This is a genomic window from Hymenobacter seoulensis (assembly GCF_054780535.1).
The window spans coordinates 1,726,067-1,748,907 of the sequence record NZ_BAAGWD010000001.1 but is presented as its reverse complement, the minus strand read 5'-3'; the positions used below and the strand labels follow the sequence as shown (position 1 = coordinate 1,748,907).

Genomic DNA, 22,841 nt, shown 5'->3' with positions numbered 1-22,841 from the left:
ACAAGCTCATTATATAATAGCCTTTCTTCAGCTAGAGAAAGGCTTTTTTGTGTACGCGTGTATTTTACGTAATAATTCAAATAAAAAATTATACTTTACAATATGTTGGTTAGACAGGGAAAGCTATACTTATGAAACAAACACAAGTACATTCATCTCATGCCTTCTTTACGGAAGATGTGCTGGCTCGCCTTGCGCTTGACACGCAGGAAAGCCTCACTGCCATTGGCAAGGGCCTGACGCAACTGGTTCCCCTAGTGGTTCGTGCGCTGGCTGGCCGCTCCAACGGCCCCGACGGTCCAGAAGCTATATGGCGCCTCAGCCGCGAAGCCTACGGCGCCAACGTATTAGAAACAATATTTGGGGCTAGCCACACTGACTGGATAGCGCGCGGCGATACCATCATGCATGGGCTACTGGGCGAGTCCTATCACTTCACGGGCCTGCGTGTGGCCTCGGCAGCCGGTATCAGGGAAGCAACGGGGCATTATTTGCTGAGCTTAACCACCGTTGTGGCCCTGGGCATCGCCGGCGAGTACAGCCAGGAACATGGCTTCGATGCTATGGCATTGGCCCGTTGGCTACAGCAGGAAGAAGATACCATACGGCACTTCCTGTTGGCTGGTAGTGCGCCCACAGCAGCAACGGCGGGCTCTGTGGTATTGCCGGAAGTAGCGCTGGGCGTGGGAACTTCTGATTCTGCTGCCGGGGCCTGGGCGGCGGCCGGTGCGGGCCGAACCTATACGCCTGTTACCCCTGCGGTAGCGGCGAAAAGCAACGGGCTGGTGTGGCAAGGAGGCTTACTGCTGCTCACAGCCGTCGGGCTGGGGTATTTCTTTGGGCAGGGCAGCTTTTTCAGTATGGATGCCAAAGCAGGCCTAGCGACTACGGTGCAGGCTGCACCTACCACGGCCGCCGTACCGGATGGTGAATCGGGAGGGCGCTACGATGCCACTTCCGGTAACTACATCTACGACACCGGCCAGCCAATCATCCTGCGCCTCGCCGATGGTACCACGCAGAAAGTAGGCGCTACCTCAACGGAAAACCGCCTCTATACCTTCCTTTCTGACCCAACCATAGAAGTTGATTCCGTAAACCGCACCAAAGGCTGGATCAACTTCGACCGGGTGTATTTCGAAACCGGCCAGACGACCCTCACCGATGAATCGTTTCAGCAGCTGCGCAACGTGGCCAGCGTCCTGAAAACGTTTCCGAACTCCATTATCAAAATTGGCGGCTACACCGATAGCACTGGCAATTCCCTCAAAAACTTTCAACTCAGTGAAGACCGGGCCAAGACTGCCATGCTGGTACTTGCTACCCTCGGCGTCGACATAAACCGCATGCAGGCCAAAGGCTATGGCGGCAAGTACTTCGTTACGCCCAACACCACCCCCGAAGGCCGCGCCCTCAACCGCCGCATCAGCATTCGGGTGCTGCAGAAATAAAAGGCATCATTAAACAAGGAGAGCGGCCCAATGGGCCGCTCTCCTTGTTTAATGATGCCAGAAATACTAGGCTATAAAATTCCAGCTACTAGTCCCGGAAGTACGCCCAACACGACCGTCAGCAACGCAAGCAGGAGCAAGGCCGCCGACTGAAACGTGGTTACCGGAACTGGAGTGGCAGTCGTTACATCGGGGTTGCGCATATACATGGCGATGATGGGGCGCAGGTAGTAGTAGATGCTCACCATTGACATCACTACCGCAAACACCACCAACCCAATGTAGCCATTCTCCACCGCTGCCGAGAAGACAAAGAACTTACCGAAAAAGCCACCCGTGAGCGGAATACCGGCCAAAGAAAGCATAGCTACCGTCAGGACGAAGGCCAGAAGCGGGTTCGTTTTTGCCAAGCCAGTAAGTCCGTTATAATCTTCCCGCGAACGGGAATCAGCTACTAGTTTAAGCACCCCAAAAGCGGCTACAGTGGCAATAGAATATGCCAAGGAATAAAAGAAAATGCCGTTAGCTGAGGCCCCTTCCAGTTGCCCATTGAACGCTACCAGCCCGATGAGCAAGTAGCCCGCGTGCGATACGCTGGAGTATGCCAGCATGCGTTTGAGGCTGGTTTGTGCAACCGCCCCCACGTTTCCGATGAGCAAAGTAAGCACACACATAGCCGTAAGCGTAGGCAGCCACACCCCCTGGGCCGAAGCCGCGGGGAAAGCCTGCACCAGCAGTTTCAGGAAAGCCGCAAAGCCAGCGGTTTTCACCACGGTGCTCATGAAAGCAGTGAAGAAGGTGGGGGTGCCCTCGTACACATCCGGCGTCCAGAAGTGGAACGGAGCGGCCGAAACCTTAAAGCCAATACCAATTAGCATCATCAGCATGCCGATGTACAGCATGGGCGTTAGGGAGGCGTTAGATGGGTTTTGCACCGCAAAGCTGATGTCGCGGAGCACAAACGTGCCGGTAGCACCATATACCAGTGCCATGCCGAAGAGCAGGATGCCGGTCGCAAAGGCCCCCATCAGGAAGTACTTCAGGGCGGCTTCGTTGGAGCGTAGGTTTCGCTTATCAGAACCCGCCAGCACGTACATGGCAATACTTAGCGTCTCGATGCCCAGAAACAGCATCAACAGGTGGTTATAGGCTACCATCATGATAGCGCCTACCAGCGAGAACAAGAGCAGTGAATAATACTCCGCCAGATTTGCTTCTCCATCGCGCACGTAATGCTGCGAGAAAGGAATCAGCAAGAGGGCCGTCAGGACAACGATACCAGTGAAAGCCACCGAGAAGTTGTCAATAAGCAGCATGTCGTTGAAGTACGACTGCGACGTGCCCCAATCCAGGAAGTTAACGCCGAACACCACCGCCAGCATGAGCATGGCCGCAGGCAGCAGAAGCCGGTTGGAGCGGCGGAAACCTAAGAAGAGGTTACCGAGGCCAAGAACGGAAAGCAGAATGATTGAATTCATTAGCGTAGGAGGTAGCCGGGGCCGGAGCCGCGGGCTGCCGTCAGTTTAGCGTTTTACTACCTCGTTCAGAATCTGCATCACACTACCTTCCGATAGGTGCAGGAAAGTATTAGGGAACAAGCCAATCCAGAATACCAACAGGATGAGCGGGACCAGAAGGGCCAGCTCCGCGCCACTGAGGTCGGTGAATGTAGCGGTATGAGCCGAGTCTGGACCTAGCATAACGCGCTGGAACATGCGCAGCAAGTACACGGCTCCCAGAATGATGGTAACACCAGCTACCGCTCCCATCCAGGCGTTGTATTGGTACACTCCGGCTAGCAGCAGGAACTCGCCTACAAAGCCATTGGTGAGCGGCAAGGCCACTGTGCCCAGTAGCAGCACCAGGAAACACACCGTCAGGACTGGCGCCTGGCGGGTGAGGCCACCCAGGTCGGCAATGTTGCGGGTGCCGGTACGGCGCTCAATGGCATCGGCAATGAAGAACATGCCCACCACGTTGACACCGTGCGCCAGCATCTGAATGCTGGCACCCTGCATGCCTAGTTGCGTCAGAGAGAACACCCCGGCAATCATCAGACCCACGTGCGAAAGCGAAGAATAGGCAATAAGCCGCTTCACGTCCTGCTGCCGAATCGCAATGATAGCTCCGTAGATGATGCCGATAACTGCCAGAATCAGCACCAGATTTTGCCAGTAATCAGTGCCTAAGGGCAGCACCGGAATCAACCAGCGCATACAGCCGTAGATACCCATTTTCAGCATAATGCCCGAAAGCAGCATGGTAGCCGGAGCCGGAGCCTCAGTGTAGGTATCGGGCTGCCAGGTATGGAACGGGAAGATGGGCATCTTCACGGCGAAGGCCGCGAAAATCAGCCAGAACAGCCACAGCTGCGTTTCGGCGGGCAGATTCAGGCTGTAAAAGGAAGCCAGCTCCGAGTTGTGAGCTGATAAGCCGTTCGCGGCCGGGCCCGTCTGGAAGTAGAGGTACACAAAGCCCGCTAGCATAAATAGCGAGCCGACAATAGTGTAAAGGAAAAACTTGAACGTGACCTTGGCGCGGTTCTCGCCGCCCCAAACACCTGCCAGGAAGTAAATCGGAATCAGTGCTACTTCCCACATAAAGTAGAATAGGAAGGCATCCTGCGCCGTGAATACGCCAATCAGGCCGGTTTCCATAAACAGCACCAGCGCATAGAAAACACTTTCGTTCTCAAAATTGCGGCGGAAGGCAGCCAGCAGGATAATCGGAACCAGGAAGGTAGTGAGCAGCACCAACAGCAGGCTGAGGCCATCCATACCTACATGGAAGTTGATGCCTGCGGAGGCAATCCAGGGGTAGTTGGCTTCAAACTGAGCCGCAGCGGCATTACCGAAGGCCAAACTGGCACCAGAGAAACCAGCGGCGTAAAGCGCGATGGCAAATTCAACCAGCGCCGCGCCAAACGCCGCGACCCGGGCCGCACGACCTTTAAAGAAGTGCAGCAGCAGGGCGGCCGCCACGGGCCAGAGTAGGAGAAGGACAGTCAGCATTAGCTAATCAGGTTATTCCAATGACGTCTGCACCGGAAGGAAGCAACCGCTTCCTTATCAGCAGGCGACAGTTTCAGCGCAAGTTGAAGAGCAGCAAACCATCCGATGATAGTCCAGCCCAAAAGCAGATTTAAAAGAAATATGGTGCCTGCATTCTGCTGTTCGCGGCCGAAAATGGAGGGCATGAAGTAGCCAGCCAAAAGGAGGAAGATTCCGACCGGAGAGAAGCCGAATTCCAAGGTGTCCGCTAAAAGCAAAATGCCAAGCATATGCTTAAAACTTCACAAAGTTCAGTGCCAGCACCAGCACAATGCCCACTACCATCAGGATGAGGTACGTTTCCACGGAGCCGGTTTGCACGTAGCGAAGTAATTGCCCGCCACCCATGATAATGCGGCCTAAGCCATTCACAATGGGGTCGATGATGCCGTTTTCCACGAAGCGGTAGAGGCCGCGCGAAAGGCCCATGATGGGGCGAACGAACAGGGCATTGTACAGCTCGTCAATGTAGTATTTGTGGTACACCAAATTCTCGGGAGCCGAGCGCTGGGCTTCATCTTCAGCTGGGCGTACGCCGCGGCTTACATACTGCACGTAGGCTAGAATAATACCCAGCACGCCAGCCCCAACTGAAAGGCCGATGAGCATGTACTCCGTGGCATGGTCAACCTCAGCGCCGAAGGCTTCCGGGTTGATGCGCTGCGAATAAGTGAAGAGTGGCGCGAGGTAATCGGCTAGGTAGCCTTTGCCCAGGAACAGTGGTGCGTTCATGAAACCACCTACAGCTGCCAATATAGCTAGCACGATAAGCGGCAGCGTCATGGAAGCGGGCGACTCGTGCAGGTGGTGCTTCTGCTCTGCGGTGCCGCGGAACTCGCCGAAGAAGGTCAGGAACAGCAGACGGAACATATAAAACGCCGTCAGGAAAGCGGTAAACAGGCCTACTGCATACAACACTTTGCTGTGCTGATAGACGTGCAGCAGAATTTCATCTTTAGAGAAGAAGCCCGAGAAAGGCGGAATGCCCGCAATAGCCAAGCAGCCCACCAGAAAGGTGATAAACGTGATGGGCAACGATTTGCGCAAACCGCCCATGCGGCGCATATCCTGCTCATTGCTCATGGCATGAATCACGGAGCCGGCGCCCAGGAACATCAGGGCCTTGAAGAAGGCGTGCGTTAGGACGTGGAACAGGGACGTACTGTAACCCATTACGCCCAGAGCCAGGAACATGTAGCCGAGCTGCGAAACGGTGGAGTAAGCCAGCACCTTTTTGATGTCGTTCTGGGCCAGGCCGATGGTAGCGGCAAATAGCGCGGTAGCGCCGCCGATGATGGCAATAACCTCAAGCGTATCTGGGGCGAGCGTGAATAGTACGTTCGCGCGAATGATCATATAGATACCCGCCGTCACCATGGTAGCCGCGTGAATCAGGGCCGAAACGGGGGTAGGACCGGCCATTGCGTCGGGTAGCCAGGTATACAGCGGCAGCTGGGCCGATTTGCCGGTAGCGCCCACGAATAGCAGCAGCGTAATCACCGTGACGATGCTTGCCGTGTAGTCGCCAAACTGGCCTAGTGCTGCCTTCTGAAACACCTCGCCAAACTGTACCGAACCAAAGGTGAGGTAAATCAGGAAGATGCCGAGCAGAAAACCCAGGTCACCTACACGGTTGATAATGAAGGCTTTCTTGGCGGCGTTGTTGTAGCTGGTGTTCTTATTCCAGAAGCCAATGAGCAGGTAAGAGCAGAGGCCTACGCCTTCCCAGCCTATGAACAAAATCACGAAGTTGGCGCCCAGCACCAGCACCAGCATGCTGAACACAAACAGGTTCAGGAAGCTGAAAAACTTGCCCACATTTTCATCGTGGTGCATGTAGCCAATGCTGTACACGTGAATCAGGAACCCGACGCCCGTAACGAGCAGCAGCATAATCAGGCTGAGCTGGTCGATTTGGTAGGAGAAGGGGATATGCATGGTACCTACCCGAATCCACTCAAACAGCGTGACGGTGTAAGGGTACTGGAAGGTAGCAAACAGGGTAGCCGAAATCAGGAACGAGCCTAACACAGCCGCTGAGCTGATAACGCCTGCCACCGTACCGGAAAGGCGCCGGTTCAAGAGCCCGTTGATGAGAAAGCCCAGGAACGGCAACAGCGGAATCAGCACGTACAGGAAGAGCGGGTACGGAGCGCCGGCAGCGGGGATTACTTGTTCTTGCATAGGTTGGGGGCTTGGGCTCCTGGGGCGGCTGACTAGGTAGGCAAACAGCGTAAACCGCGTGCCCGGCCTGAAGTCTTCGGCTCCAGAATCCTAACTCAGAACTTCAGTCGGTTAAGCAGATTGACGTCGGTATTCTGGAGGTTGCGGTAAATCATCACGATGATAGCCAAGCCCACTGCCACTTCGGCGGCGGCCACGGCCATGATGAAGAACACGAAAATCTGTCCGTTTGGGTCAGCGCGATACGCCGAAAAGGCCGTCAGCAGCACGTTTACGGCATTGAGCATCAGCTCTATGCACATAAATATGATGATGGCATTACGCCTTGTGAGCACCCCCAGCACGCCAATCGAAAAAAGAGCCGTGGCGAAGAAGACGTAGTATTGTAGAGGTACCGTTTGGATAACCTGCGGTATGTTCTGATCCATGCAGTAAGGCTGACGGCGAAAGGACGTCCCGTTTTACGGATGAGGTAGGGACAACTAGCCGGCAAAGGTATCCTGAAAATCGGAAAACGCCACCCTTAAAATTGGCGTAGCTACGCGCCAAATCAGCTTATCTGCTAGGTGCCAGCCAGGGTGAAGCCTCCGGCCTGCCACCACGCGTGCCAAACCGCCTCCTGCGCATGTGCCCAGGTGAAAAGCCAGAGGCTGGATTGATCCAACGCATTACCTTCGTTCTATTCACCACCAACTGCACTTAAATGAGCATTACCATTAGCAGCCTAGCCGAGCTTCAGCGCTATGAAGGCCATGAGTTAGGCGTATCAAATCCGCATACCATCACGCAGGAGCAAATTAACCAGTTTGCGGCCGCTACCCTCGATTTTCAGTGGATCCATCTGGATGCGGAGCGAGCCCGTGTGGAGTCGCCGTTTGGGGCCACCATTGCCCACGGCTACCTCACCGTATCGTTGCTACCCTATCTCTGGACGCAAATCGTGACGATTGAGAACCTGAAGATGCAGGTGAATTATGAAGTGGAAAGCCTGCGTTTTAATCAGGCCGTGGTAGTGGATAGCCAAGTGCAGTTGCGGGCCAAGCTGCTTTCTGTAAAAGATTTGCGCGGCATTGCCAAAGCCCGGATTGAGGTAACGCTGGAAGTTATTGGCAGCCGTAAGCCAGCGTACACGGGCATCATTACCTTCCTATATCACTTCAACTAGGCTAGCAGTACCGGGCAAAGTTTCCCGCCATTTTACTACCCCTTCTATACTCAGCAACCCCCTTTTTTTGCCAGCGTTTTTTGGTTAGAAGGAGGGTTGCTGAGTATAGAAGGGGTAGTAAACGAGTGGGAGCGGAGCAGGTTAAATTATTTTCGTTTGGAATAAAGTATTTTCCGGTTGCCCGCGTCTTTCAGGGCAGAATGGATACCATCGCCCTACCACTCGACGCCTCACGCATGACGGCCGGCCACCAGGACCTGCAGATACAGGAAGCCGTGCGCACCCAACGCACCCGGCTGCTGGCCTTTATCCGCCGCCGTATTCCGGATGAAGCCGAAGCCGAGGATGTACTGCAGGATGTATTTGCCGAGCTAGTAGAAAGCTACCGCATGCTGAAGCCTGTGGAGCAGGCCGCCGCATGGCTGTTCCGGGTGGCACGCAACAAAATCACCGACCTCTACCGTCGCAAACGCCCTACTTCTTTGGAAGAAGAACTAGCCCGGGGGCTCGACGAGGAAGAAAGCACGCTGTTGCTGGCTGATATTCTGCCCGCGCCAGATGATGCACCCGAAAACCGGCTGTTGCGCGAAACCCTTATGGAAGCCCTAACGGATGCGCTGGCCGAGCTACCTGCTGCCCAACGGCAGGTATTTATCTGGCACGAGTTGGAAGACAAAAGCTTCCGCGAGATGGAAGCCGAAACGGGCGTGCCACTCAAAACCCTGATTTCGCGCAAGCACTACGCCGTACAGCACCTGCGCAAACGCCTCCAGACGCTGTACACGGAGCTGTTTACCGATTAAGCACACCCGCTTCCGCATGAGGCATTACGTTGCTGCAACTGCCCGTGCCTGCGCTTGGACTACTAAATTCCCTACTAAAATGAACCGCTCTTCCTGGCTGCTTCGCGGCCTCAAATTCCTGCTCTTCGGAGCGCTACTGGTTGCTGTGGCTGGCTTCGTGACCATGAGCCTCTGGAACTGGCTGATTCCCTCCCTGTTTAATGGGCCTTACATCACGTTTTGGCAAACCTTGGGGCTGCTAGTGCTTTCCCGCATTCTGTTTGGAGGCTTCCGAGGTGGGCGGGCAGGGGGCTGGGCCCGTCACCGCCGGGCGTGGCGGCAGAAAATGGAGTCGCGCATGGCCCACCTGACTCCCGAGGAACAAGAGAAATTCCGGCAAAAGATGCGCGCCAGCTGTGGCCCCGCCTGGTTGCGCCGCCAGCCCGCCGAAGACACGCAGACTGCTCCAATGCCCTAATACCTTGCGGGGCAAGCCCCACTACTAAACGCAACGAAGCCCGTGGGTAGATACTACGGGCTTCGTTGCGTTCAGTAGGCTAGTTCGTACTAGTGTGTCCGGTGAGCAAAGTTCGTAAGCGCACCAGATAGGAAGGCGTTCCGGCATGTTCAGCTGGGGCAGTACGCTTGGGCTGAACGGCCGGCACCGCTTGTTTCTTGCCTTTAGCACGCCCTTTACTAGCTAGCCCCCGGCGAGAAACCGTTGGTGCTTTTGCTTGGGCCAACGGAGCCGCCGCAGGCATCTGGAAGCGGAGTGTTGGGTTGCCATCAAATATATACACCGGCGCCATTTTGTCGTTTTCTTGCATCCGGTATTCCATCACGCGGGCATAGTAGATATGGCCCGGCTGAAGTCCGTTGAGCCGTACGAGGCTATCGGGGCCAGCGGTTACTACAAAGTTGCCGTGGCCTAAGGTGGCACCTTGGCCTAGTATGCGGCCGCCAGCATAGCTGCGTCCTTCCAGCGGAAACGCATTTACCGGCCCACTTTCGCGCACTACCAGCAGCCGGTGCGTACCATTGCCATTGGCCCAGGCCAAGGTGGCTGTATTCGGCGAAGCCTGAGCTAGGCGCAACTCAGAGGCATTTTGCTCGGGCGGGAACAGGTCGTAGCTAGGCCAGCTGTTGGTACTATTAATGCAGTCCCAGCCCAAGTCCTCTAAGTCTTTCCAAAAGCGGTTGTTGCTCGGGAAGGAATTTATCAGGATGGCCCAGGTGTAGCCATCGGCATTGCGAGCTACTAGGCTTGCTGACCCATTGAGGCATCCTGTATGCCACCACACGCCACGCTTATTTACCATCCAACCCTTTGCGTACCGCTTCATAACGTCGGAGGGGGCCGTCATGGTATCTAGGGTAGCACGCAGCAATAAGTCGGGGCGGGTCGGGGAGCCATCCACAGCCAACAACAAGCGTACTAGGTCTCGGGCCGTGAAAAGCCACCCGCCGTGAGCGTTCATGGCCTCTAGGTTTGCGCCGCCATATGCGTAGGGCACCCGCTTGCCCGTGCCGTAGCACGATTCGTTCGTCAGGGGGGAGTAATATTCCGCTTCGTTTTCCTGCTTGTCTTCGAGCAGATTGTGCGCCATGTGCGCTTCACGCACGCCACTAGGCTCCAGAATATTTGCACGCACCCACGCTTCGTACCGCTGGCCGGTTATCTTCTCAATGATTTTACCGAGCACCAAATACCCAATGTTGGAGTACGCAAAGCGAGTGCCCGGTGTAAAATTCAGCCCCTTGCTTAATAGATAGCGCACCAGGGTTGAGTCGCCGACTGGGTTAGGGACGCCCATTACCTGCGCCACATGCAAGGGAAAATCAATAGGGTCCGAGCTGCTGAAGCCATCCACGCCGGCGTCACGGTTCCAGCCGCCGGTATGCTCCAGCAGTTGTCGCACGGTTACATCATAGAGACGCTCGTCCTGGATAACGTCGCTATAGTACGCTCCATCAAGGTAGCCTGCCGACCCGAAAACCTTGTGCTGCAGATCAAGGCGACCGTCCTCTACCAGCTTCATAATGGCAATCGACGTCACTGGCTTCGATACACTGGCCACCCTTACTAGGGTCGCAGGTGTCATGGGCTGGGTGTGTTCAAGGTCCGAATACCCAAACCCGCGGGCATACACCAGTTTCCCTTGCCGGCTGATGGCCACGGATGCGCCAGGAATCTTCCAGCGACTCATAAACTTTTGCACTACCGCGTCTAGCGGAACAGTTTCCGGCGACGCTACCCCTGTTTGGGCCCAGGCCGGTATAGCAAGCAAGCCCAAAAGGAGGGCTAGTAACTTCTTCACAAATCCAACTTCATAAAAGTGCCTCTATAACAGCTAAATGCAGCTGCTGCAGTCTCGTGGCAGACTCACAATTTTATAAGATTAGAGGCAGAGTTACGCTAGCTTGATACGGGAATAAATTTGATTTTTCTAACAATATTAAAAGCCAGCGCGGCCTCTGAATTGTTCAGAGGCCGCGCTGGCTTAGCAAATGAAATGCTTGACTAGAAGTTCCGCTCTCCGGTTTCGCGCTTCCCTAACATTACGGCTCCAACCATAGCTACCAGAAATAGCACTGAAGCCAATTCAAAAGGAAGCAAGTACTGCTGATATAGTACTAGGCCCAACCGGTCGACCATGCCAATTTGGGAGTTAAAGGACGCATCAAGCGTAGCGCCAGTAGGTTGCACATCTTTCAGGGCAGCCACCAATACCAACAGCAACGACCCGCCCGCAACAGCGGCGGCAATTTTAGCTAAAGCGGGCTTATGCGGCTCCGTGTCCACGTTCAGGTTCAAGAACATAATCACGAATAAGAATAGCACCATGATGGCACCAGCGTACACGATAATGTTCACGGCCGCCAGGAACTGGGCATTCAGTAGCAGATAGTGACCTGATAACGCGAAGAACGTCAGGATCAGGAACAGCACGCTGTGCACTGGGTTTTTGGCAAAAACCACACCTAGTGCGCTAAGCAGCGCTACAAAAGCCAGAAAGAGGAAAATTGGAGACATTAGAAAAGCAGTAGCGCGAACACCTAGCTCGCAAAGGTCAAGACGGTGAAGAGAGGTAGCGCGGGCAGGGCACGAACGGTTAGGCTCGCGCTACTACCTATGCCAGCTGGCTGGTTATTTTGTTGCGCAGCGCATCAGCCTGCTCCGGCGTAAGCTGAATACCGCGTACGGAGCGTTCATCTGGCGAAACCGGCTCAACCAAGCGGTCTTTGCCATAGATAAACTCGTCCCGCTCGTAACGTGGCGGCGCCATTTTATCGGCCTGCAGGTACACGGCTGCTTTCGGGCAAGCTTCTTCACACAGGCCGCAGAAAATGCAGCGCAACATGTTGATCTCGTAGCTGATAGCATACTTCTCTTCCCGGTAGAGGCCTTCCTCGCCCTTTTTCCGCTCGCCGGCTACCATCGTAATGGCTTCTGCGGGGCAGGCTACAGCGCAGAGGCCACAGGCGGTGCACCGCTCCCGGCCCTGCTCATCGCGCTTCAGCACGTGCAGGCCTCGGAAGATGGGGGAGAAGGGGCGAACCTCCTCGGGGTAACGTACCGTGGCCTTCTTCATGAAGAAGTGGCGCATGGTAATGCTCAAGCCCTGGAAAATAGCCGGCAGGTAGGCCCGCTCGGCCAAAGTCATGGGCTTCTTTTCTAGTTTCTTGGCTCTATTGGTGAGTTGCATATCGTCAGACCGAGTGCCACGCTCTCTAGGTGAGAAGCCGTGACGAGGTAGTGGAAAAGTTACTAAATCACCCCGAACAGGATGAGCCCGCCGGTGATGAGGATGTTGATTACGGCTAGCGGAATCAGAATGGTCCAGCCTAGGCGCATCAGTTGATCATAGCGGAAGCGGGGCAAGGTCCAGCGAATCCACATGAAGAAGAAAATAAAGGCGAAGATTTTCGCAAACAGACCCACTGTACCCAGCACCGTAATCAAGTTTTGAGCTCCGGCGAGCGTCCAGTCTTGGTTGCTTACCAACCAGTCACGCAGTTCATATTGGAAGGGGAAGTTAAAGCCCCCAAAATACAGTACGCTCATCACGGCCGATACCACGAAGATGTTCACGTACTCCGAGAACAGGTAAAGACCCAGCTTCATCGAAGAGTATTCCGTGTGGTAGCCACCAACCAGCTCTGTTTCGCACTCGGGCAAGTCGAAGGGCGTACGGTTGGTTTCAGCGAAGGCACACACCAGGAAGATGATGAAGCCCAAGGGCTGTTTCACAATATTCCAAAAGTGCCACTCACCAGCAATGGACTGCTGCAGTGTGATTTCGCGCAGGCTTAGCGTGCCTGAAATCATGAGCACAGCAATAAGCGACATGCCCATGGCCAACTCGTAGCTAATGTTCTGGGAAGCGGCTCGTACGGCACCTAGTAGGGAGAACTTGTTATTGGAGGCCCAGCCGCCAATCATTACGCCATAGACTCCTAGCGAAACCACGCCAAAAATCCACAGCATCCCAATGTTCACCTCGATGCCCTGCAGGAAGAAGGCGTTTTCACCAAAGCTCACATTATTGCCAAACGGAATTACCGCTGACGACATCAGCGCCGTAATCATGGCCAAGCAGGGCCCAAAAACGAACAGGGCCTTATTTGCTCCGCCAGGGAAGAACTCTTCCTTGGTGAACATTTTAACGGCATCGGCCAGAGGCTGAGCTAGGCCATAGGGACCAGCGCGGTCCGGACCTACGCGGTCTTGCAAGAAGGCCGCAATAACGCGCTCAGCGTAGGTGCAGTAGGTTGCAATCAGCAGCGAAAGCGCAAATACAACGAAGATGACAATGGATTGCCAGCCTAATGCGGGTAGTTCAATCATTTCAGTTATGAGTTGTCAGTTGCCAATTGCCAGTTATCTGAAGTGCTAGCCTTGCCAAAATGGGCAATCGGCAACTCACAACTGGCAACGGATTACCCTAATTTCAGAGGAGGATTCTTTTCTAGGTCGCGCTGGGTGCTTTCAGGCAGGTCAGCAATAACCGACTGATTCAGGACAGGCAGCTCGTAGTGGTTGGCCGAAATTACCGAAGAACGGTCGATGTGCGCAGGGCCTTCAATGGTCCAGTCCGACGTCTCTTTCTTTTCAAAGCGGCACTCGTTGCAGATCCACTCCTTTACCTCACCGTACTGGTCCTTACGGGCCGTGGTGCGGAGTACTTCCTGGCCTTTGTACCAGAGCACTACATTGCCTGAGCACTTAGGGCAGTCGCGATGCGCGTTCACCGGCTTGGTGAACCACACACGCTGCTTAAAGCGGAACGTCTTATCGGTTAAGGCCCCTACTGGGCACACGTCGATAACGTTGCCAGAGAAATCGTTGTCGATGATGTTTTCGATGTAGGTGCCGATTTCAGCAGCATCGCCGCGGCCTAGTACACCGTGTACCCGGTCACCCTTAGCAATCTGATCAGCAGTGTACACACAGCGGTAGCACAAGATGCAGCGCGTCATGTGCAGCTGGATGAGTGGGCCGATATCAATTTTCTCGAAGGTGCGGCGCTCTTCTTGGTAGCGAGTCGTAGACACGCCGTGCTCGAAAGCAAAGTTCTGCAGGTCACACTCACCAGCCTGGTCGCACACGGGGCAGTCCAGAGGGTGGTTAATGAGTAGCATTTCTACAATGCCCTTGCGCACGTTCAGCACTTGCTCAGAGGTGGTGTTTTCTACTACCATCCCATCTTGTACCGGCGTCACGCAAGAGGCCACGAGTTTAGGCATCGGACGGGGGTCCTTGGCTGAACCAGCCGCTACCCGCACGAGGCAGGCGCGGCACTTACCGCCTGAGCCTTTCAGTGGGGTGTAGTAGCACATGGCTGGGGGCACAATGCTACCCCCAATCTGGCGGGCTGCATTGAGGATGGTGGTTCCGTCCGGAACTTCAACCTCAATGCCATCAAAGGTTATTTTAGCCATTATCAAGAGCTTCCGGAGAGGAAGAGAAAGTCAATTACTAGAAATTAAACCAGTACTGCATTTGCGCGGTACACGGCACCGGGCTGAGCAGCCTCTTTCGCGTGAGTCACGTGCCACTCAAACTCGTGACGGAAGTGGCGCACCGCAGCTGCAACCGGCCAGGCGGCCGCTTCGCCCAGTGGGCAAATGGTGTTGCCCTCAATTTGCTTGGCCACACTCACCAGTAGGTCGATGTCTTCCATGTGCCCGTGGCCGTGTTCGAGGCGGTGTAGCACTTTCTCCATCCAGCCTGTTCCCTCGCGGCAAGGCGAGCATTGCCCGCACGACTCGTGGTGGTAGAAACGGCTGAAGTTCCACGTGTTGCGCACGATGCAAGTCGTCTCGTCCATGGCAATGAAGCCGCCCGAGCCGAGCATAGTACCCGTAATGAAACCACCGTCCGAGAGCGACTCATAGGTCATCAGACGGTTTTCACCGGCTGCTGTTTTCAGAATCAACTCCTTGGGCAGAATCGGAACCGAGGAACCACCAGCCACTACAGCCTTTAGGTCGCGGCCTTTCCAAATACCGCCGCAGTACTCATCGGAGTAGATAAATTCCTCAACGGGCAGGCCGAGCTCGATTTCATAAATGCCGGGCTTGTTGAGGTGGCCGCAAGCAGAAATTAGCTTGGTACCGGTGCTCCGGCCCACGCCAATTTTGGCGTACTCGTCGCCACCTTCGTTTACGATAACCGGCACGGCGGCAATCGACTCCACGTTGTTTACTACCGTAGGACGAGCGTACAAACCTTGCACAGCCGGGAACGGTGGTTTGTTGCGCGGGTTGCCGCGTTTGCCTTCCAAAGACTCCAGTAGCGCCGTTTCCTCGCCGCAGATGTAAGCGCCACCACCAGGGTGCACATGCAGGTCCAGGTCGTAGCCCGAGCCTAGGATGTTTTTACCAAGAAACCCTGCCGCGTATGCCTCAGCAATAGCTTTCTCCAGAATGCGCAGCACGTACAATAGCTCGCCGCGGATGTAGATATACGAGGTGTTAGCGCCTAGGGCGTACGAGCTCGTAATCATACCCTCAATGAGCAAGTGCGGCAGCTTCGACATCAGCTGACGGTCCTTAAAAGTGCCCGGCTCTGATTCGTCGGCGTTGCAGACGAGGTAACGCGGCACTCCTTCAGGCTTGGCCAGGAAGCTCCACTTCATGCCAGTAGGGAAGCCAGCACCGCCGCGGCCGCGTAGCCCCGACTTCTTTACTTCTTCCACCACCTCGTCGGGGGTCATCGTTTTGATGGCCTTCTCTACCGAGCGGTACCCGCCATGTTTGCGGTATACCTCAAAGGTGTCGATGCCTTCAACGTTAATATGTTCGGTCAGCAGTTTGCGTCCCATAGGTTCAGAGCTGAAAGACGTTAGTTGTTGGCCAGCGCGTTCGGGAGGCCAGTTTCTTCCCAGGGCAGGGCGGGGCGGTGCACTTGGTTGCGCAGCTCAGAGAGCATGGCATCCACAGCTTCCGGAGTATCGAGCTGCTCGTAATACTTCTCGCGTACCTGCACAATGGGAGCAAAGCCGCAAGCCGCTAGGCACTCTACCTCCTTCAAGGTAAACAAGCCATCAGCTGAAGCCGGACCGCCTACTTTAGCACCGGTAATGCGCTCCAAGTGAGCCGTCAGTTCATCGGAGCCGCGCAGCATGCAAGGACCCGTGCGGCAGATCTCCAACACGTGCTTGCCTACCGGCTTGAGGTTGAACATGGTATAGAAGGACGAAACCTCGTACACTTCAATTGGCTTGATACCTAGCACCTCGGCTACTAGGTCCTGTACTTCAGGACTTACCCAGCCACCAAACTCGGCCTGGGCAATATGCAGCACCGGCAGTAGCGCCGATTTGCGGCGGTCGTCGGGGTAGTGGGTAAGCAGACGCTTGATTTCAGCCTGCGCGGCTTCGGAAAATTGCGGCTTGACGGCAGTCGTCTCCATAGGGGTCAAATTCAGCAAAAAACTACGCGTCCAGCTCGCCGGCAATTACGTTCATCGAAGACAAGGTCACGATGGCGTCGGAGAGGGTTTGGCCCACTACCATCTCGGTGTAGGCCTGGTAGTAAATGAAGCAAGGTCGGCGGAAATGCAAGCGGTACGGCGTGCGGCCACCGTCAGAAACCAGGTAGAAGCCCAACTCACCATTGCCACCTTCTACCGAGTGGTAGACTTCACCAACCGGCGCTTCAATTTCACCCATCACAATTTTGAAGTGATAGATGAGCGCTTCCATGTTCTTATACACGGCCTGCTTGGGCGGCAGGTAGTAGTGCGGCGCATCGGCGTGGTAAGGGCCTTCGGGCAGGTTTTCCAGGGCCTGCGTGATGATGCGCAGACTTTGCCAGATTTCCTCGTTGCGCACCATAAACCGGTCATACGTGTCGCCCTTGGTACCCACCGGAATTTCAAATTCGAAATCCTGATAGCTGGAATACGGGTTCATCACTCGCACGTCGTAGTCGACGCCAGCAGCCCGCAAGTTCGGACCCGTGAAGCCGTAGTTCAGCGCTCGTTCCGCTGAAATAGCGCCTACATCAACCACGCGGTCCATGAAGATGCGGTTGCGGTTGAACATCTTCTCAAACTCAGCCATAACGGCCGGGAAGGTCTTCAACCAAGCGCGCAGCTTTGCAATAGCCACGTCGTTGAAGTCGCGCTCCATGCCGCCTACCCGGCCCATGTTGGTGGTCAGGCGAGCACCGCTAACTTCCTCGTAAATTTCATACACCTTTTCCCGCTCATCCATCAGGTAGAGGAAGCCGGTGAAAGCGCCGGTATCTACGCCTAGGATACCGTTACAGATCAAGTGGTCGGTGATGCGAGCCAGCTCCATCAGGATAACCCGGATGTACTGCGCACGCTTCGGAACCTCTACACCAAGCAGCTTCTCTACCGTCATGTGCCAGCCCATGTTGTTGATGGGCGACGAACAGTAGTTCATCCGGTCGGTGAGAGGCGTAATCTGGTAGAAGGGCCGGCGCTCCGCAATCTTTTCGAAAGCGCGGTGGATGTAGCCAATAGTGGGCACCCCCGAAATGATCCGCTCCCCGTCCATCTGCAGAATGTTCTGGAAGATGCCGTGGGTAGCGGGGTGAGTGGGGCCCAGGTTCAGGGTGGTGAGTTCCTGGTTGAAGTCGTTTACAGTAGGCGCCAACGGATTGATCCGGGCCTGCTGCTCGCGGGCTTCTTCAATTATTTTATGGGTGCCTTCCAGCGTGTCGTTTACTGCCATGATATGGGTACCAGGGGCCTAGCGGCCGAAGAAAAGGTCAGTTTTATCTTCACGGGTGCCATCTTCCAGGGCGTACTCTTTGCGCATGGGGTGGTAGTCCATGTCATCCACATTGAGGATGCGCATGAGGTTGGGGTGGCCGGGGAAAATGATGCCGTAGAAGTCAAAGGCCTCACGCTCCATCCAGTTGGCAGTAGCGTAGAGGTCCGTCATAGTTGGTACTACCGGGTCGGCAATGGGGAAGAAGATCTTCAGCCGCAACCGGATATTTTGGGTCAGGCTATGCAGGTGATATACCATGCCTAGCTCTTGGTCCTTCTTCTCAGGCCAATGCATGCCGCACATGGTGGTCAGGAAGTTGAGCTGCAACTCCTGGTCCTGCTGCAGACCGGCAATGATATCGTGAATCCGCTCCCGCGTGGTAGTCGCCGTTAGTAGGCCATACGGTTCTTCTACCTCAGTAAAAGCGTCCTCGCCAAACAAGCGGTGCAGCAAGGCCAGCAATTGGGCGTTTTTCTGCGCGGCCGGGTCCTGGACAGCTGCCGCTTCCTGTGCCGCCGGGGATTCGTTTTGGTCAGCCATTCTTTCTATGAGAAGCTTGAAGACAGGAACTAGTAGCGGGAGGCAAGTAATAGGTTCTTACCTCCCACTACTAGCTGCTTACTTAATGTTATAAGACGCTAGCAAAGCCTGATACTCGGGTGAGTTACGGCGGCGCGTCGATTCGTTGCGGGCTAGGTCTTGGATGCGCATCAACCCATCCAGCACCTGCTCTGGGCGAGGCGGGCAGCCGGGCACGTACACGTCAACCGGGATAATCCGGTCGATGCCCTGCAGCACGGAATAGGTATCGAAGATACCACCCGAAGAGGCGCAGGCGCCCATGGCCAGCACCCAGCGGGGCTCGGCCATCTGCTCGTACACCTGCTTCACGATAGGAGCCATTTTCTTAGCAATGGTACCCATCACCATCAGCAGGTCAGCCTGCCGGGGCGAGAAGCTGGGGCGCTCGGAGCCGAAGCGGGAAATATCGTAGCGGGCGCCCATGGTAGCCATGAACTCGATGCCGCAGCAAGAGGTAGCGAATGGTAGTGGCCAGAGGGAGTTAGCGCGGGCGATGCCCACAACTTTCTCCAGGGAGGTAGCGAAGAAGCCCGCGCCTTCCATGCCCTCGGGGGCGTCTACCATTTTGATTTCAGGAGCTCTATTTTCCATGAGGATCAGTCAGTTTGGGAGAAGCGAAATGCTTCATACAGGCAACACACGCCTGGGCTCAAAGGTTGCCCTAGCGGGCCTCATTCCAGCGCAACACGCCTTTTTTGATGACGTAAGCGAAACCAGCCATCAGCAGCGCCAGAAATACAATCATTTCATAGAAGCCTTCTTTACCCAGGGCGCGGAAGTTCACAGCCCAGGGATACATAAAGATTACTTCCACGTCGAAGAGTACAAACAAGATGGCCGTGAGAAAGTACTTCACCGAAATAGGGGTGCGGGCGTTGCCCACCGATTCGATGCCGCACTCGAAAGCTTCGTCTTTTACTACGCTCTTGCGGCGCGGCCCCAGCAAGTGGGACGCAATCATGGAGAAAGCCACGAAAGCTATGGCAAGCACAAACTGCACGATAATCGGCAGGAAGTCAGAAGGTTGGTACTGGGTTGTAACAGCGAGAAGCATAGGCGTCTACAAAGTAAGGCCGCTCAGAAACGGCATGGAAGGCAAAGGTACCACGAAATGCGGGCGGAACAAACGTGAAATCTGGCTGCATGCCTGGCAACGCAACTAGGATGGGGAGCCGATGTGCCATATCGTACAAGTACAATCCGACACAAAGCCAATATGTTCTTGGTGAGATATTGATTCTTGTCTACTAGGCCCAGCCTCAGCCTAAAGCCCGCGGCTTAGTGGCGCCAGTAAACAAGAAGCCATTGCAGTTTCCTGCAATGGCTTCTTGTTTACTAGGTCTGGCTAGATTAGAAACCGCCCTGGCCGGTTACGTTCAGGTTTTCGCCGGTTTCCACGCCCAGGAAGGGGTAGCGGTAATCCGTTACGGGTACAAAGGTTTCCTTGATGGCGCGCGGTGACACCCAACGGAGCAGGTTCAGCAAAGAGCCAGCCTTGTCGTTGGTACCGGAAGCGCGGGCCCCACCGAAGGGCTGCTGGCCTACTACAGCACCAGTTGGCTTGTCGTTGATGTAGAAGTTGCCAGCCGCTTGCACCAGCTTCTTCGAGGCTAGATCAATGGCGTAGCGGTCTTGCGAGAAGATAGCGCCGGTGAGGGCGTACGGCGACGTGGTGTCTACTACCTCTAAGGTCTGCTCAAACTCGGCTTCGTCGTACACATATACCGTAACCACGGGGCCGAAGAGCTCGTCGCACATGGTGGTGTACTTGGGGTCTTTGGTCACGATAACCGTGGGCTCAATGAAGTAGCCCTTTGACTTATCGTAGCCACCGCCCGCCACAATTTCGGCATTGCTGTCGGCCTTGGCCCCATCAATATACTTGGCCAGCTTATCGAACGAAGCTTCGCTGATAACGGCGTTGATGAAGTTCGAGAAGTCCTCTACATCGCCCATTTTAAACGAGGCGAGGTCTTCCTTCACATAGCCCAGGATTTCGGTAGCCAGGTTGCTAGGCAGGTACACGCGCGAAGCCGCCGAGCACTTCTGGCCCTGGTACTCAAAAGCGCCGCGGGTAATGGCCGTAGCTACTGCTTTGGCGTGCGCCGAAGGGTGAGCCAGAATAAAGTCCTTGCCGCCGGTTTCACCCACAATGCGGGGGTAGCTCTTGTAGCGCTTAATATTCTGGCCAATCGTCTGCCAGATGTTCTGGAACACACCCGTAGAACCCGTGAAGTGGATACCCGCAAAGGCAGGGTGCGAGAAGATAACATCACCTGCCGTCGGGCCGTCTACATACACTAGGTTAATAACACCATCGGGCACACCGGCTTCCTTGAACAGTTCCATCAGCACCTGCGCCGAGTAAATCTGGGTGTTGGCGGGCTTCCATACCACCACATTGCCCATCAGCGCGGCCGAGGTAGGCAAGTTGCCGGCAATGGAGGTGAAGTTGAAAGGCGTGAGAGCAAACACGAAGCCTTCGAGGGGGCGGTGCTCCAAGCGGTTCCACATGCCGGGCTGGCTCTGGGGCTGCTGGCGGTAGAGCTCCTGCATGAAGTGCACGTTGAAGCGGAAAAAGTCGATCAGCTCGCAAGCCGCGTCGATTTCTGCCTGGAAGGCGTTTTTGCTCTGACCCAGCATGGTGGCTGCATTCAGGCGGGCCCGGTAGGGGCCAGCCAACAGCTCGGCGGCTTTCAGGAAAATGGCGGCGCGCTGCTCCCAGGGCAGTTCGGCCCATTCGGTACGGGCGGCCAGGGCGGCGTCAATAGCTTGCTGCACGTGCGAGGCGTCGCCTTCATGGAAGTAGCCTAGGGTATGCTTATGGTCGTGGGGCGGGAAAATGCGCTGGGTTTTGCCGGTGCGTACTTCCTGGCCGCCAATGTGCATCGGTATGTCGCGCTCCTGTTGCTTTAGCTCTTTGAGCATCTTGAGTAGCTCAGTGCGCTCCGGCGAGTTAGGAGCGTATGCCTTAACCGGCTCGTTAATCGGGACAGGAACGTTGAAAAATCCGTTGGCCATGGGGGTTGCTGGTTTTGGGTTGCGTGGATGGTGGAGGGTAGTGGCAAAGGTAGCCAGTGAACGGAAATAGATGCTTGCTAACCAAAATCTAAGTGGGTTGAGCGCGTATGGTGGCCTAGGACATCCTCGCTCCCCGAAATCCGTTTAGCTTAGCAGAATGCTTCTCGTTCCTTTTTGCCTGGTCTGCCGATGTCTGACGCTGCTACGTACCGCAACCCCATCTGGGATTTTGACTTTCCGGACCCTACCATTATCCGGGCTTCGGACGGATATTACTATGCCTACGGTACCCAAACCAAGCATCCTAACAGCTACATCATCAATCTGCAGGTAGCCCGCTCCTCTAACCTGATTGAGTGGGAGCACTTGGGCGAAGGCTTACCAGCAAAACCGCTGTGGGCCCTAACCACGCAAAAGTTCTGGGCGCCGCACGTGAGCGAGCACAATGGCATTTACTACCTCTATTATTCAGCCAAACCTGACTCTGGGGCTGGTTTGTGCCTGGCCGTAGCCACTGCTGCAACTCCTGCTGGCCCGTTTCGGGATATTGGCGCGCCGCTCAAGTGTGGTCGGGGGTTTCGAGAAATCGACCCCATGTCTTTCGACGACCCCGCAACCGGCAAGCGCCTTTTGTACTGGGGCTCGGGCTTCGGGCCGCTGCGCGTGCGGGAGCTGGCCGAAGACCGGCTTTCCTTTGCTGCGGGCAGCCAGGAAATAGTACTGCTGCAACCCGCCGGCGCCGGTGACCCGCGCCGCTACGACCAATTGCTGGAAGGCAGCTGGGTAGTACTGCGCAACGGCTGGTACTACCTGTTCTATTCCGGCAATAACTGCTGCGGCCCTGATGCGCATTATGCCGTGCTTGTTGCTAGGTCGCGCGCAGCCACAGGCCCCTTTGAAACGCTAGCCGAAGCCACTCACGACCCATACCGTACGCTGCTGGAAGGCAACGAGCACTGGCTTGCTCCGGGGCACAACTGTGTAGTGACTGACGCCGCCGGGCACGATTGGCTGGCCTATCATGCTATCGACCCGAAGCAACCCACTTTCCATGCAATTGATGATGAGCAAGGCTTTTCCCGCCGCGTAATGCTCCTTGACCGGCTGGAATACGTGGACGGTTGGCCGCGGCTAATTACGGGCGGCTCTCCATCGTATCAGGAGCAGGAGGCACCTAGTGTGTAGGAATAGCAAATATGCTATGTCAGGTTAGAGGAGAGGATGAAGAAGGCGATTAGTAAGACTATCGGTAGAAATAATATTTAGATTATTATGATATTATATTATACTTTGCATCGTAATAGTTAAGAAAAATATAATTTGCGGACAATATAATACCGCGTTCTGAATGCTGT

At 55.3% G+C, this 22,841-nt stretch carries 22 protein-coding genes; 5 read left to right on the top strand and 17 right to left on the bottom strand.

Annotated elements, in window-relative coordinates; genetic code table 11:
* Positions 1-131: 131 nt before the first annotated feature.
* Positions 132-1,451, top strand: a complete 1,320-nt coding sequence (locus ACYVHC_RS07575; RefSeq protein ID WP_460613063.1) for an OmpA family protein — start codon at positions 132-134, stop codon at positions 1,449-1,451.
* Positions 1,452-1,522: 71 nt separating this feature from the next.
* Here ACYVHC_RS07575 and ACYVHC_RS07570 read toward each other — a convergent pair whose 3' ends face one another.
* The 5 genes from ACYVHC_RS07570 to nuoK all read right to left on the bottom strand — a co-directional run bounded on the left by ACYVHC_RS07570 (position 1,523) and on the right by nuoK (position 7,113).
* A complete protein-coding gene (locus ACYVHC_RS07570) occupies positions 1,523-2,929 on the bottom strand; it encodes an NADH-quinone oxidoreductase subunit N (RefSeq protein WP_460613062.1) in 1,407 nt (468 codons plus the stop codon).
* A 45-nt stretch (positions 2,930-2,974) separates the two neighbouring features.
* Positions 2,975-4,462, bottom strand: coding sequence for a complex I subunit 4 family protein (locus ACYVHC_RS07565; RefSeq protein WP_460613061.1), 1,488 nt, complete (start codon positions 4,460-4,462; stop codon positions 2,975-2,977).
* Positions 4,462-4,731: a superinfection immunity protein gene (locus ACYVHC_RS07560; RefSeq protein WP_460613060.1), complete on the bottom strand. Its 270-nt coding sequence runs from the start codon at positions 4,729-4,731 to the stop codon at positions 4,462-4,464. The genes ACYVHC_RS07565 and ACYVHC_RS07560 overlap by 1 nt, the downstream gene beginning before the upstream one ends.
* Positions 4,732-4,735: 4 nt before the next feature.
* Entirely contained in the window at positions 4,736-6,685 is a 1,950-nt protein-coding gene (nuoL, locus tag ACYVHC_RS07555; RefSeq protein WP_460613059.1) for an NADH-quinone oxidoreductase subunit L, read from the bottom strand.
* A 95-nt stretch (positions 6,686-6,780) separates the two neighbouring features.
* Complete coding sequence (gene nuoK, locus ACYVHC_RS07550) at positions 6,781-7,113, bottom strand: NADH-quinone oxidoreductase subunit NuoK (RefSeq protein WP_460613058.1); 333 nt, start codon at positions 7,111-7,113, stop codon at positions 6,781-6,783.
* A gap of 275 nt (positions 7,114-7,388) precedes the next feature.
* Between nuoK and ACYVHC_RS07545 the strand changes: the two genes are divergently transcribed.
* The 3 genes from ACYVHC_RS07545 (at position 7,389) to ACYVHC_RS07535 (ending at position 9,110) form a co-directional block, all read left to right on the top strand.
* Entirely contained in the window at positions 7,389-7,850 is a 462-nt protein-coding gene (locus ACYVHC_RS07545; RefSeq protein ID WP_460613057.1) for a MaoC family dehydratase, read from the top strand.
* Positions 7,851-8,050: 200 nt separating this feature from the next.
* A complete protein-coding gene (locus tag ACYVHC_RS07540; RefSeq protein WP_460613056.1) occupies positions 8,051-8,653 on the top strand; it encodes an RNA polymerase sigma factor in 603 nt (200 codons plus the stop codon).
* Between the two features lie 79 nt (positions 8,654-8,732).
* Positions 8,733-9,110: a hypothetical protein gene (locus ACYVHC_RS07535; RefSeq protein ID WP_460613055.1), complete on the top strand. Its 378-nt coding sequence runs from the start codon at positions 8,733-8,735 to the stop codon at positions 9,108-9,110.
* Positions 9,111-9,189: 79 nt separating this feature from the next.
* Here ACYVHC_RS07535 and ACYVHC_RS07530 read toward each other — a convergent pair whose 3' ends face one another.
* The 12 genes from ACYVHC_RS07530 to pruA all read right to left on the bottom strand — a co-directional run bounded on the left by ACYVHC_RS07530 (position 9,190) and on the right by pruA (position 21,486).
* A complete protein-coding gene (locus ACYVHC_RS07530) occupies positions 9,190-10,851 on the bottom strand; it encodes a serine hydrolase domain-containing protein (protein WP_460613138.1) in 1,662 nt (553 codons plus the stop codon).
* A 302-nt stretch (positions 10,852-11,153) separates the two neighbouring features.
* Positions 11,154-11,666, bottom strand: coding sequence for an NADH-quinone oxidoreductase subunit J family protein (locus tag ACYVHC_RS07525; RefSeq protein ID WP_460613054.1), 513 nt, complete (start codon positions 11,664-11,666; stop codon positions 11,154-11,156).
* Between the two features lie 97 nt (positions 11,667-11,763).
* Positions 11,764-12,339, bottom strand: coding sequence for a NuoI/complex I 23 kDa subunit family protein (locus tag ACYVHC_RS07520; protein ID WP_460613053.1), 576 nt, complete (start codon positions 12,337-12,339; stop codon positions 11,764-11,766).
* Between the two features lie 62 nt (positions 12,340-12,401).
* On the bottom strand, positions 12,402-13,478 hold the full coding sequence (gene nuoH / locus ACYVHC_RS07515; RefSeq protein WP_460613137.1) for an NADH-quinone oxidoreductase subunit NuoH: 1,077 nt from the start codon (positions 13,476-13,478) through the stop codon (positions 12,402-12,404).
* A 95-nt stretch (positions 13,479-13,573) separates the two neighbouring features.
* The gene (locus ACYVHC_RS07510) at positions 13,574-14,575 is read right to left on the bottom strand and encodes an NADH-quinone oxidoreductase subunit G (RefSeq protein ID WP_460613052.1); all 1,002 of its coding nucleotides are present in this window, start codon (positions 14,573-14,575) and stop codon (positions 13,574-13,576) included.
* A 44-nt stretch (positions 14,576-14,619) separates the two neighbouring features.
* A complete protein-coding gene (gene nuoF / locus ACYVHC_RS07505; RefSeq protein WP_460613051.1) occupies positions 14,620-15,960 on the bottom strand; it encodes a complex I 51 kDa subunit family protein in 1,341 nt (446 codons plus the stop codon).
* A gap of 20 nt (positions 15,961-15,980) precedes the next feature.
* On the bottom strand, positions 15,981-16,550 hold the full coding sequence (locus ACYVHC_RS07500) for an NADH-quinone oxidoreductase subunit NuoE family protein (RefSeq protein ID WP_460613050.1): 570 nt from the start codon (positions 16,548-16,550) through the stop codon (positions 15,981-15,983).
* Between the two features lie 22 nt (positions 16,551-16,572).
* Positions 16,573-17,841, bottom strand: coding sequence for an NADH-quinone oxidoreductase subunit D (locus ACYVHC_RS07495; RefSeq protein ID WP_460613049.1), 1,269 nt, complete (start codon positions 17,839-17,841; stop codon positions 16,573-16,575).
* An 18-nt stretch (positions 17,842-17,859) separates the two neighbouring features.
* Complete coding sequence (locus ACYVHC_RS07490) at positions 17,860-18,423, bottom strand: NADH-quinone oxidoreductase subunit C (RefSeq protein WP_460613048.1); 564 nt, start codon at positions 18,421-18,423, stop codon at positions 17,860-17,862.
* A 78-nt stretch (positions 18,424-18,501) separates the two neighbouring features.
* Positions 18,502-19,056: an NADH-quinone oxidoreductase subunit B gene (locus ACYVHC_RS07485; protein WP_460613047.1), complete on the bottom strand. Its 555-nt coding sequence runs from the start codon at positions 19,054-19,056 to the stop codon at positions 18,502-18,504.
* 70 nt (positions 19,057-19,126) lie between these two features.
* Positions 19,127-19,519: an NADH-quinone oxidoreductase subunit A gene (locus tag ACYVHC_RS07480; protein WP_460613046.1), complete on the bottom strand. Its 393-nt coding sequence runs from the start codon at positions 19,517-19,519 to the stop codon at positions 19,127-19,129.
* Positions 19,520-19,815: 296 nt separating this feature from the next.
* Positions 19,816-21,486: an L-glutamate gamma-semialdehyde dehydrogenase gene (pruA, locus tag ACYVHC_RS07475; protein WP_460613045.1), complete on the bottom strand. Its 1,671-nt coding sequence runs from the start codon at positions 21,484-21,486 to the stop codon at positions 19,816-19,818.
* A gap of 189 nt (positions 21,487-21,675) precedes the next feature.
* Between pruA and ACYVHC_RS07470 the strand changes: the two genes are divergently transcribed.
* Entirely contained in the window at positions 21,676-22,671 is a 996-nt protein-coding gene (locus ACYVHC_RS07470) for a glycoside hydrolase family 43 protein (protein ID WP_460613044.1), read from the top strand.
* Positions 22,672-22,841 lie beyond the last annotated feature (170 nt).

What these genes read in the sequence shown, in the direction of transcription:
- ACYVHC_RS07575 (WP_460613063.1), top strand. Translation starts at nt 132, where the DNA reads ATGAAACAAACACAAGTACATTCATCTCATGCCTTCTTTACGGAAGAT.
- ACYVHC_RS07570 (WP_460613062.1), bottom strand. Translation starts at nt 2,929, where the DNA reads ATGAATTCAATCATTCTGCTTTCCGTTCTTGGCCTCGGTAACCTCTTC.
- ACYVHC_RS07565 (WP_460613061.1), bottom strand. Translation starts at nt 4,462, where the DNA reads ATGCTGACTGTCCTTCTCCTACTCTGGCCCGTGGCGGCCGCCCTGCTG.
- ACYVHC_RS07560 (WP_460613060.1), bottom strand. Translation starts at nt 4,731, where the DNA reads ATGCTTGGCATTTTGCTTTTAGCGGACACCTTGGAATTCGGCTTCTCT.
- nuoL (WP_460613059.1), bottom strand. Translation starts at nt 6,685, where the DNA reads ATGCAAGAACAAGTAATCCCCGCTGCCGGCGCTCCGTACCCGCTCTTC.
- nuoK (WP_460613058.1), bottom strand. Translation starts at nt 7,113, where the DNA reads ATGGATCAGAACATACCGCAGGTTATCCAAACGGTACCTCTACAATAC.
- ACYVHC_RS07545 (WP_460613057.1), top strand. Translation starts at nt 7,389, where the DNA reads ATGAGCATTACCATTAGCAGCCTAGCCGAGCTTCAGCGCTATGAAGGC.
- ACYVHC_RS07540 (WP_460613056.1), top strand. Translation starts at nt 8,051, where the DNA reads ATGGATACCATCGCCCTACCACTCGACGCCTCACGCATGACGGCCGGC.
- ACYVHC_RS07535 (WP_460613055.1), top strand. Translation starts at nt 8,733, where the DNA reads ATGAACCGCTCTTCCTGGCTGCTTCGCGGCCTCAAATTCCTGCTCTTC.
- ACYVHC_RS07525 (WP_460613054.1), bottom strand. Translation starts at nt 11,666, where the DNA reads ATGTCTCCAATTTTCCTCTTTCTGGCTTTTGTAGCGCTGCTTAGCGCA.
- ACYVHC_RS07520 (WP_460613053.1), bottom strand. Translation starts at nt 12,339, where the DNA reads ATGCAACTCACCAATAGAGCCAAGAAACTAGAAAAGAAGCCCATGACT.
- ACYVHC_RS07510 (WP_460613052.1), bottom strand. Translation starts at nt 14,575, where the DNA reads ATGGCTAAAATAACCTTTGATGGCATTGAGGTTGAAGTTCCGGACGGA.
- nuoF (WP_460613051.1), bottom strand. Translation starts at nt 15,960, where the DNA reads ATGGGACGCAAACTGCTGACCGAACATATTAACGTTGAAGGCATCGAC.
- ACYVHC_RS07500 (WP_460613050.1), bottom strand. Translation starts at nt 16,550, where the DNA reads ATGGAGACGACTGCCGTCAAGCCGCAATTTTCCGAAGCCGCGCAGGCT.
- ACYVHC_RS07495 (WP_460613049.1), bottom strand. Translation starts at nt 17,841, where the DNA reads ATGGCAGTAAACGACACGCTGGAAGGCACCCATAAAATAATTGAAGAA.
- ACYVHC_RS07490 (WP_460613048.1), bottom strand. Translation starts at nt 18,423, where the DNA reads ATGGCTGACCAAAACGAATCCCCGGCGGCACAGGAAGCGGCAGCTGTC.
- ACYVHC_RS07485 (WP_460613047.1), bottom strand. Translation starts at nt 19,056, where the DNA reads ATGGAAAATAGAGCTCCTGAAATCAAAATGGTAGACGCCCCCGAGGGC.
- ACYVHC_RS07480 (WP_460613046.1), bottom strand. Translation starts at nt 19,519, where the DNA reads ATGCTTCTCGCTGTTACAACCCAGTACCAACCTTCTGACTTCCTGCCG.
- pruA (WP_460613045.1), bottom strand. Translation starts at nt 21,486, where the DNA reads ATGGCCAACGGATTTTTCAACGTTCCTGTCCCGATTAACGAGCCGGTT.
- ACYVHC_RS07470 (WP_460613044.1), top strand. Translation starts at nt 21,676, where the DNA reads ATGTCTGACGCTGCTACGTACCGCAACCCCATCTGGGATTTTGACTTT.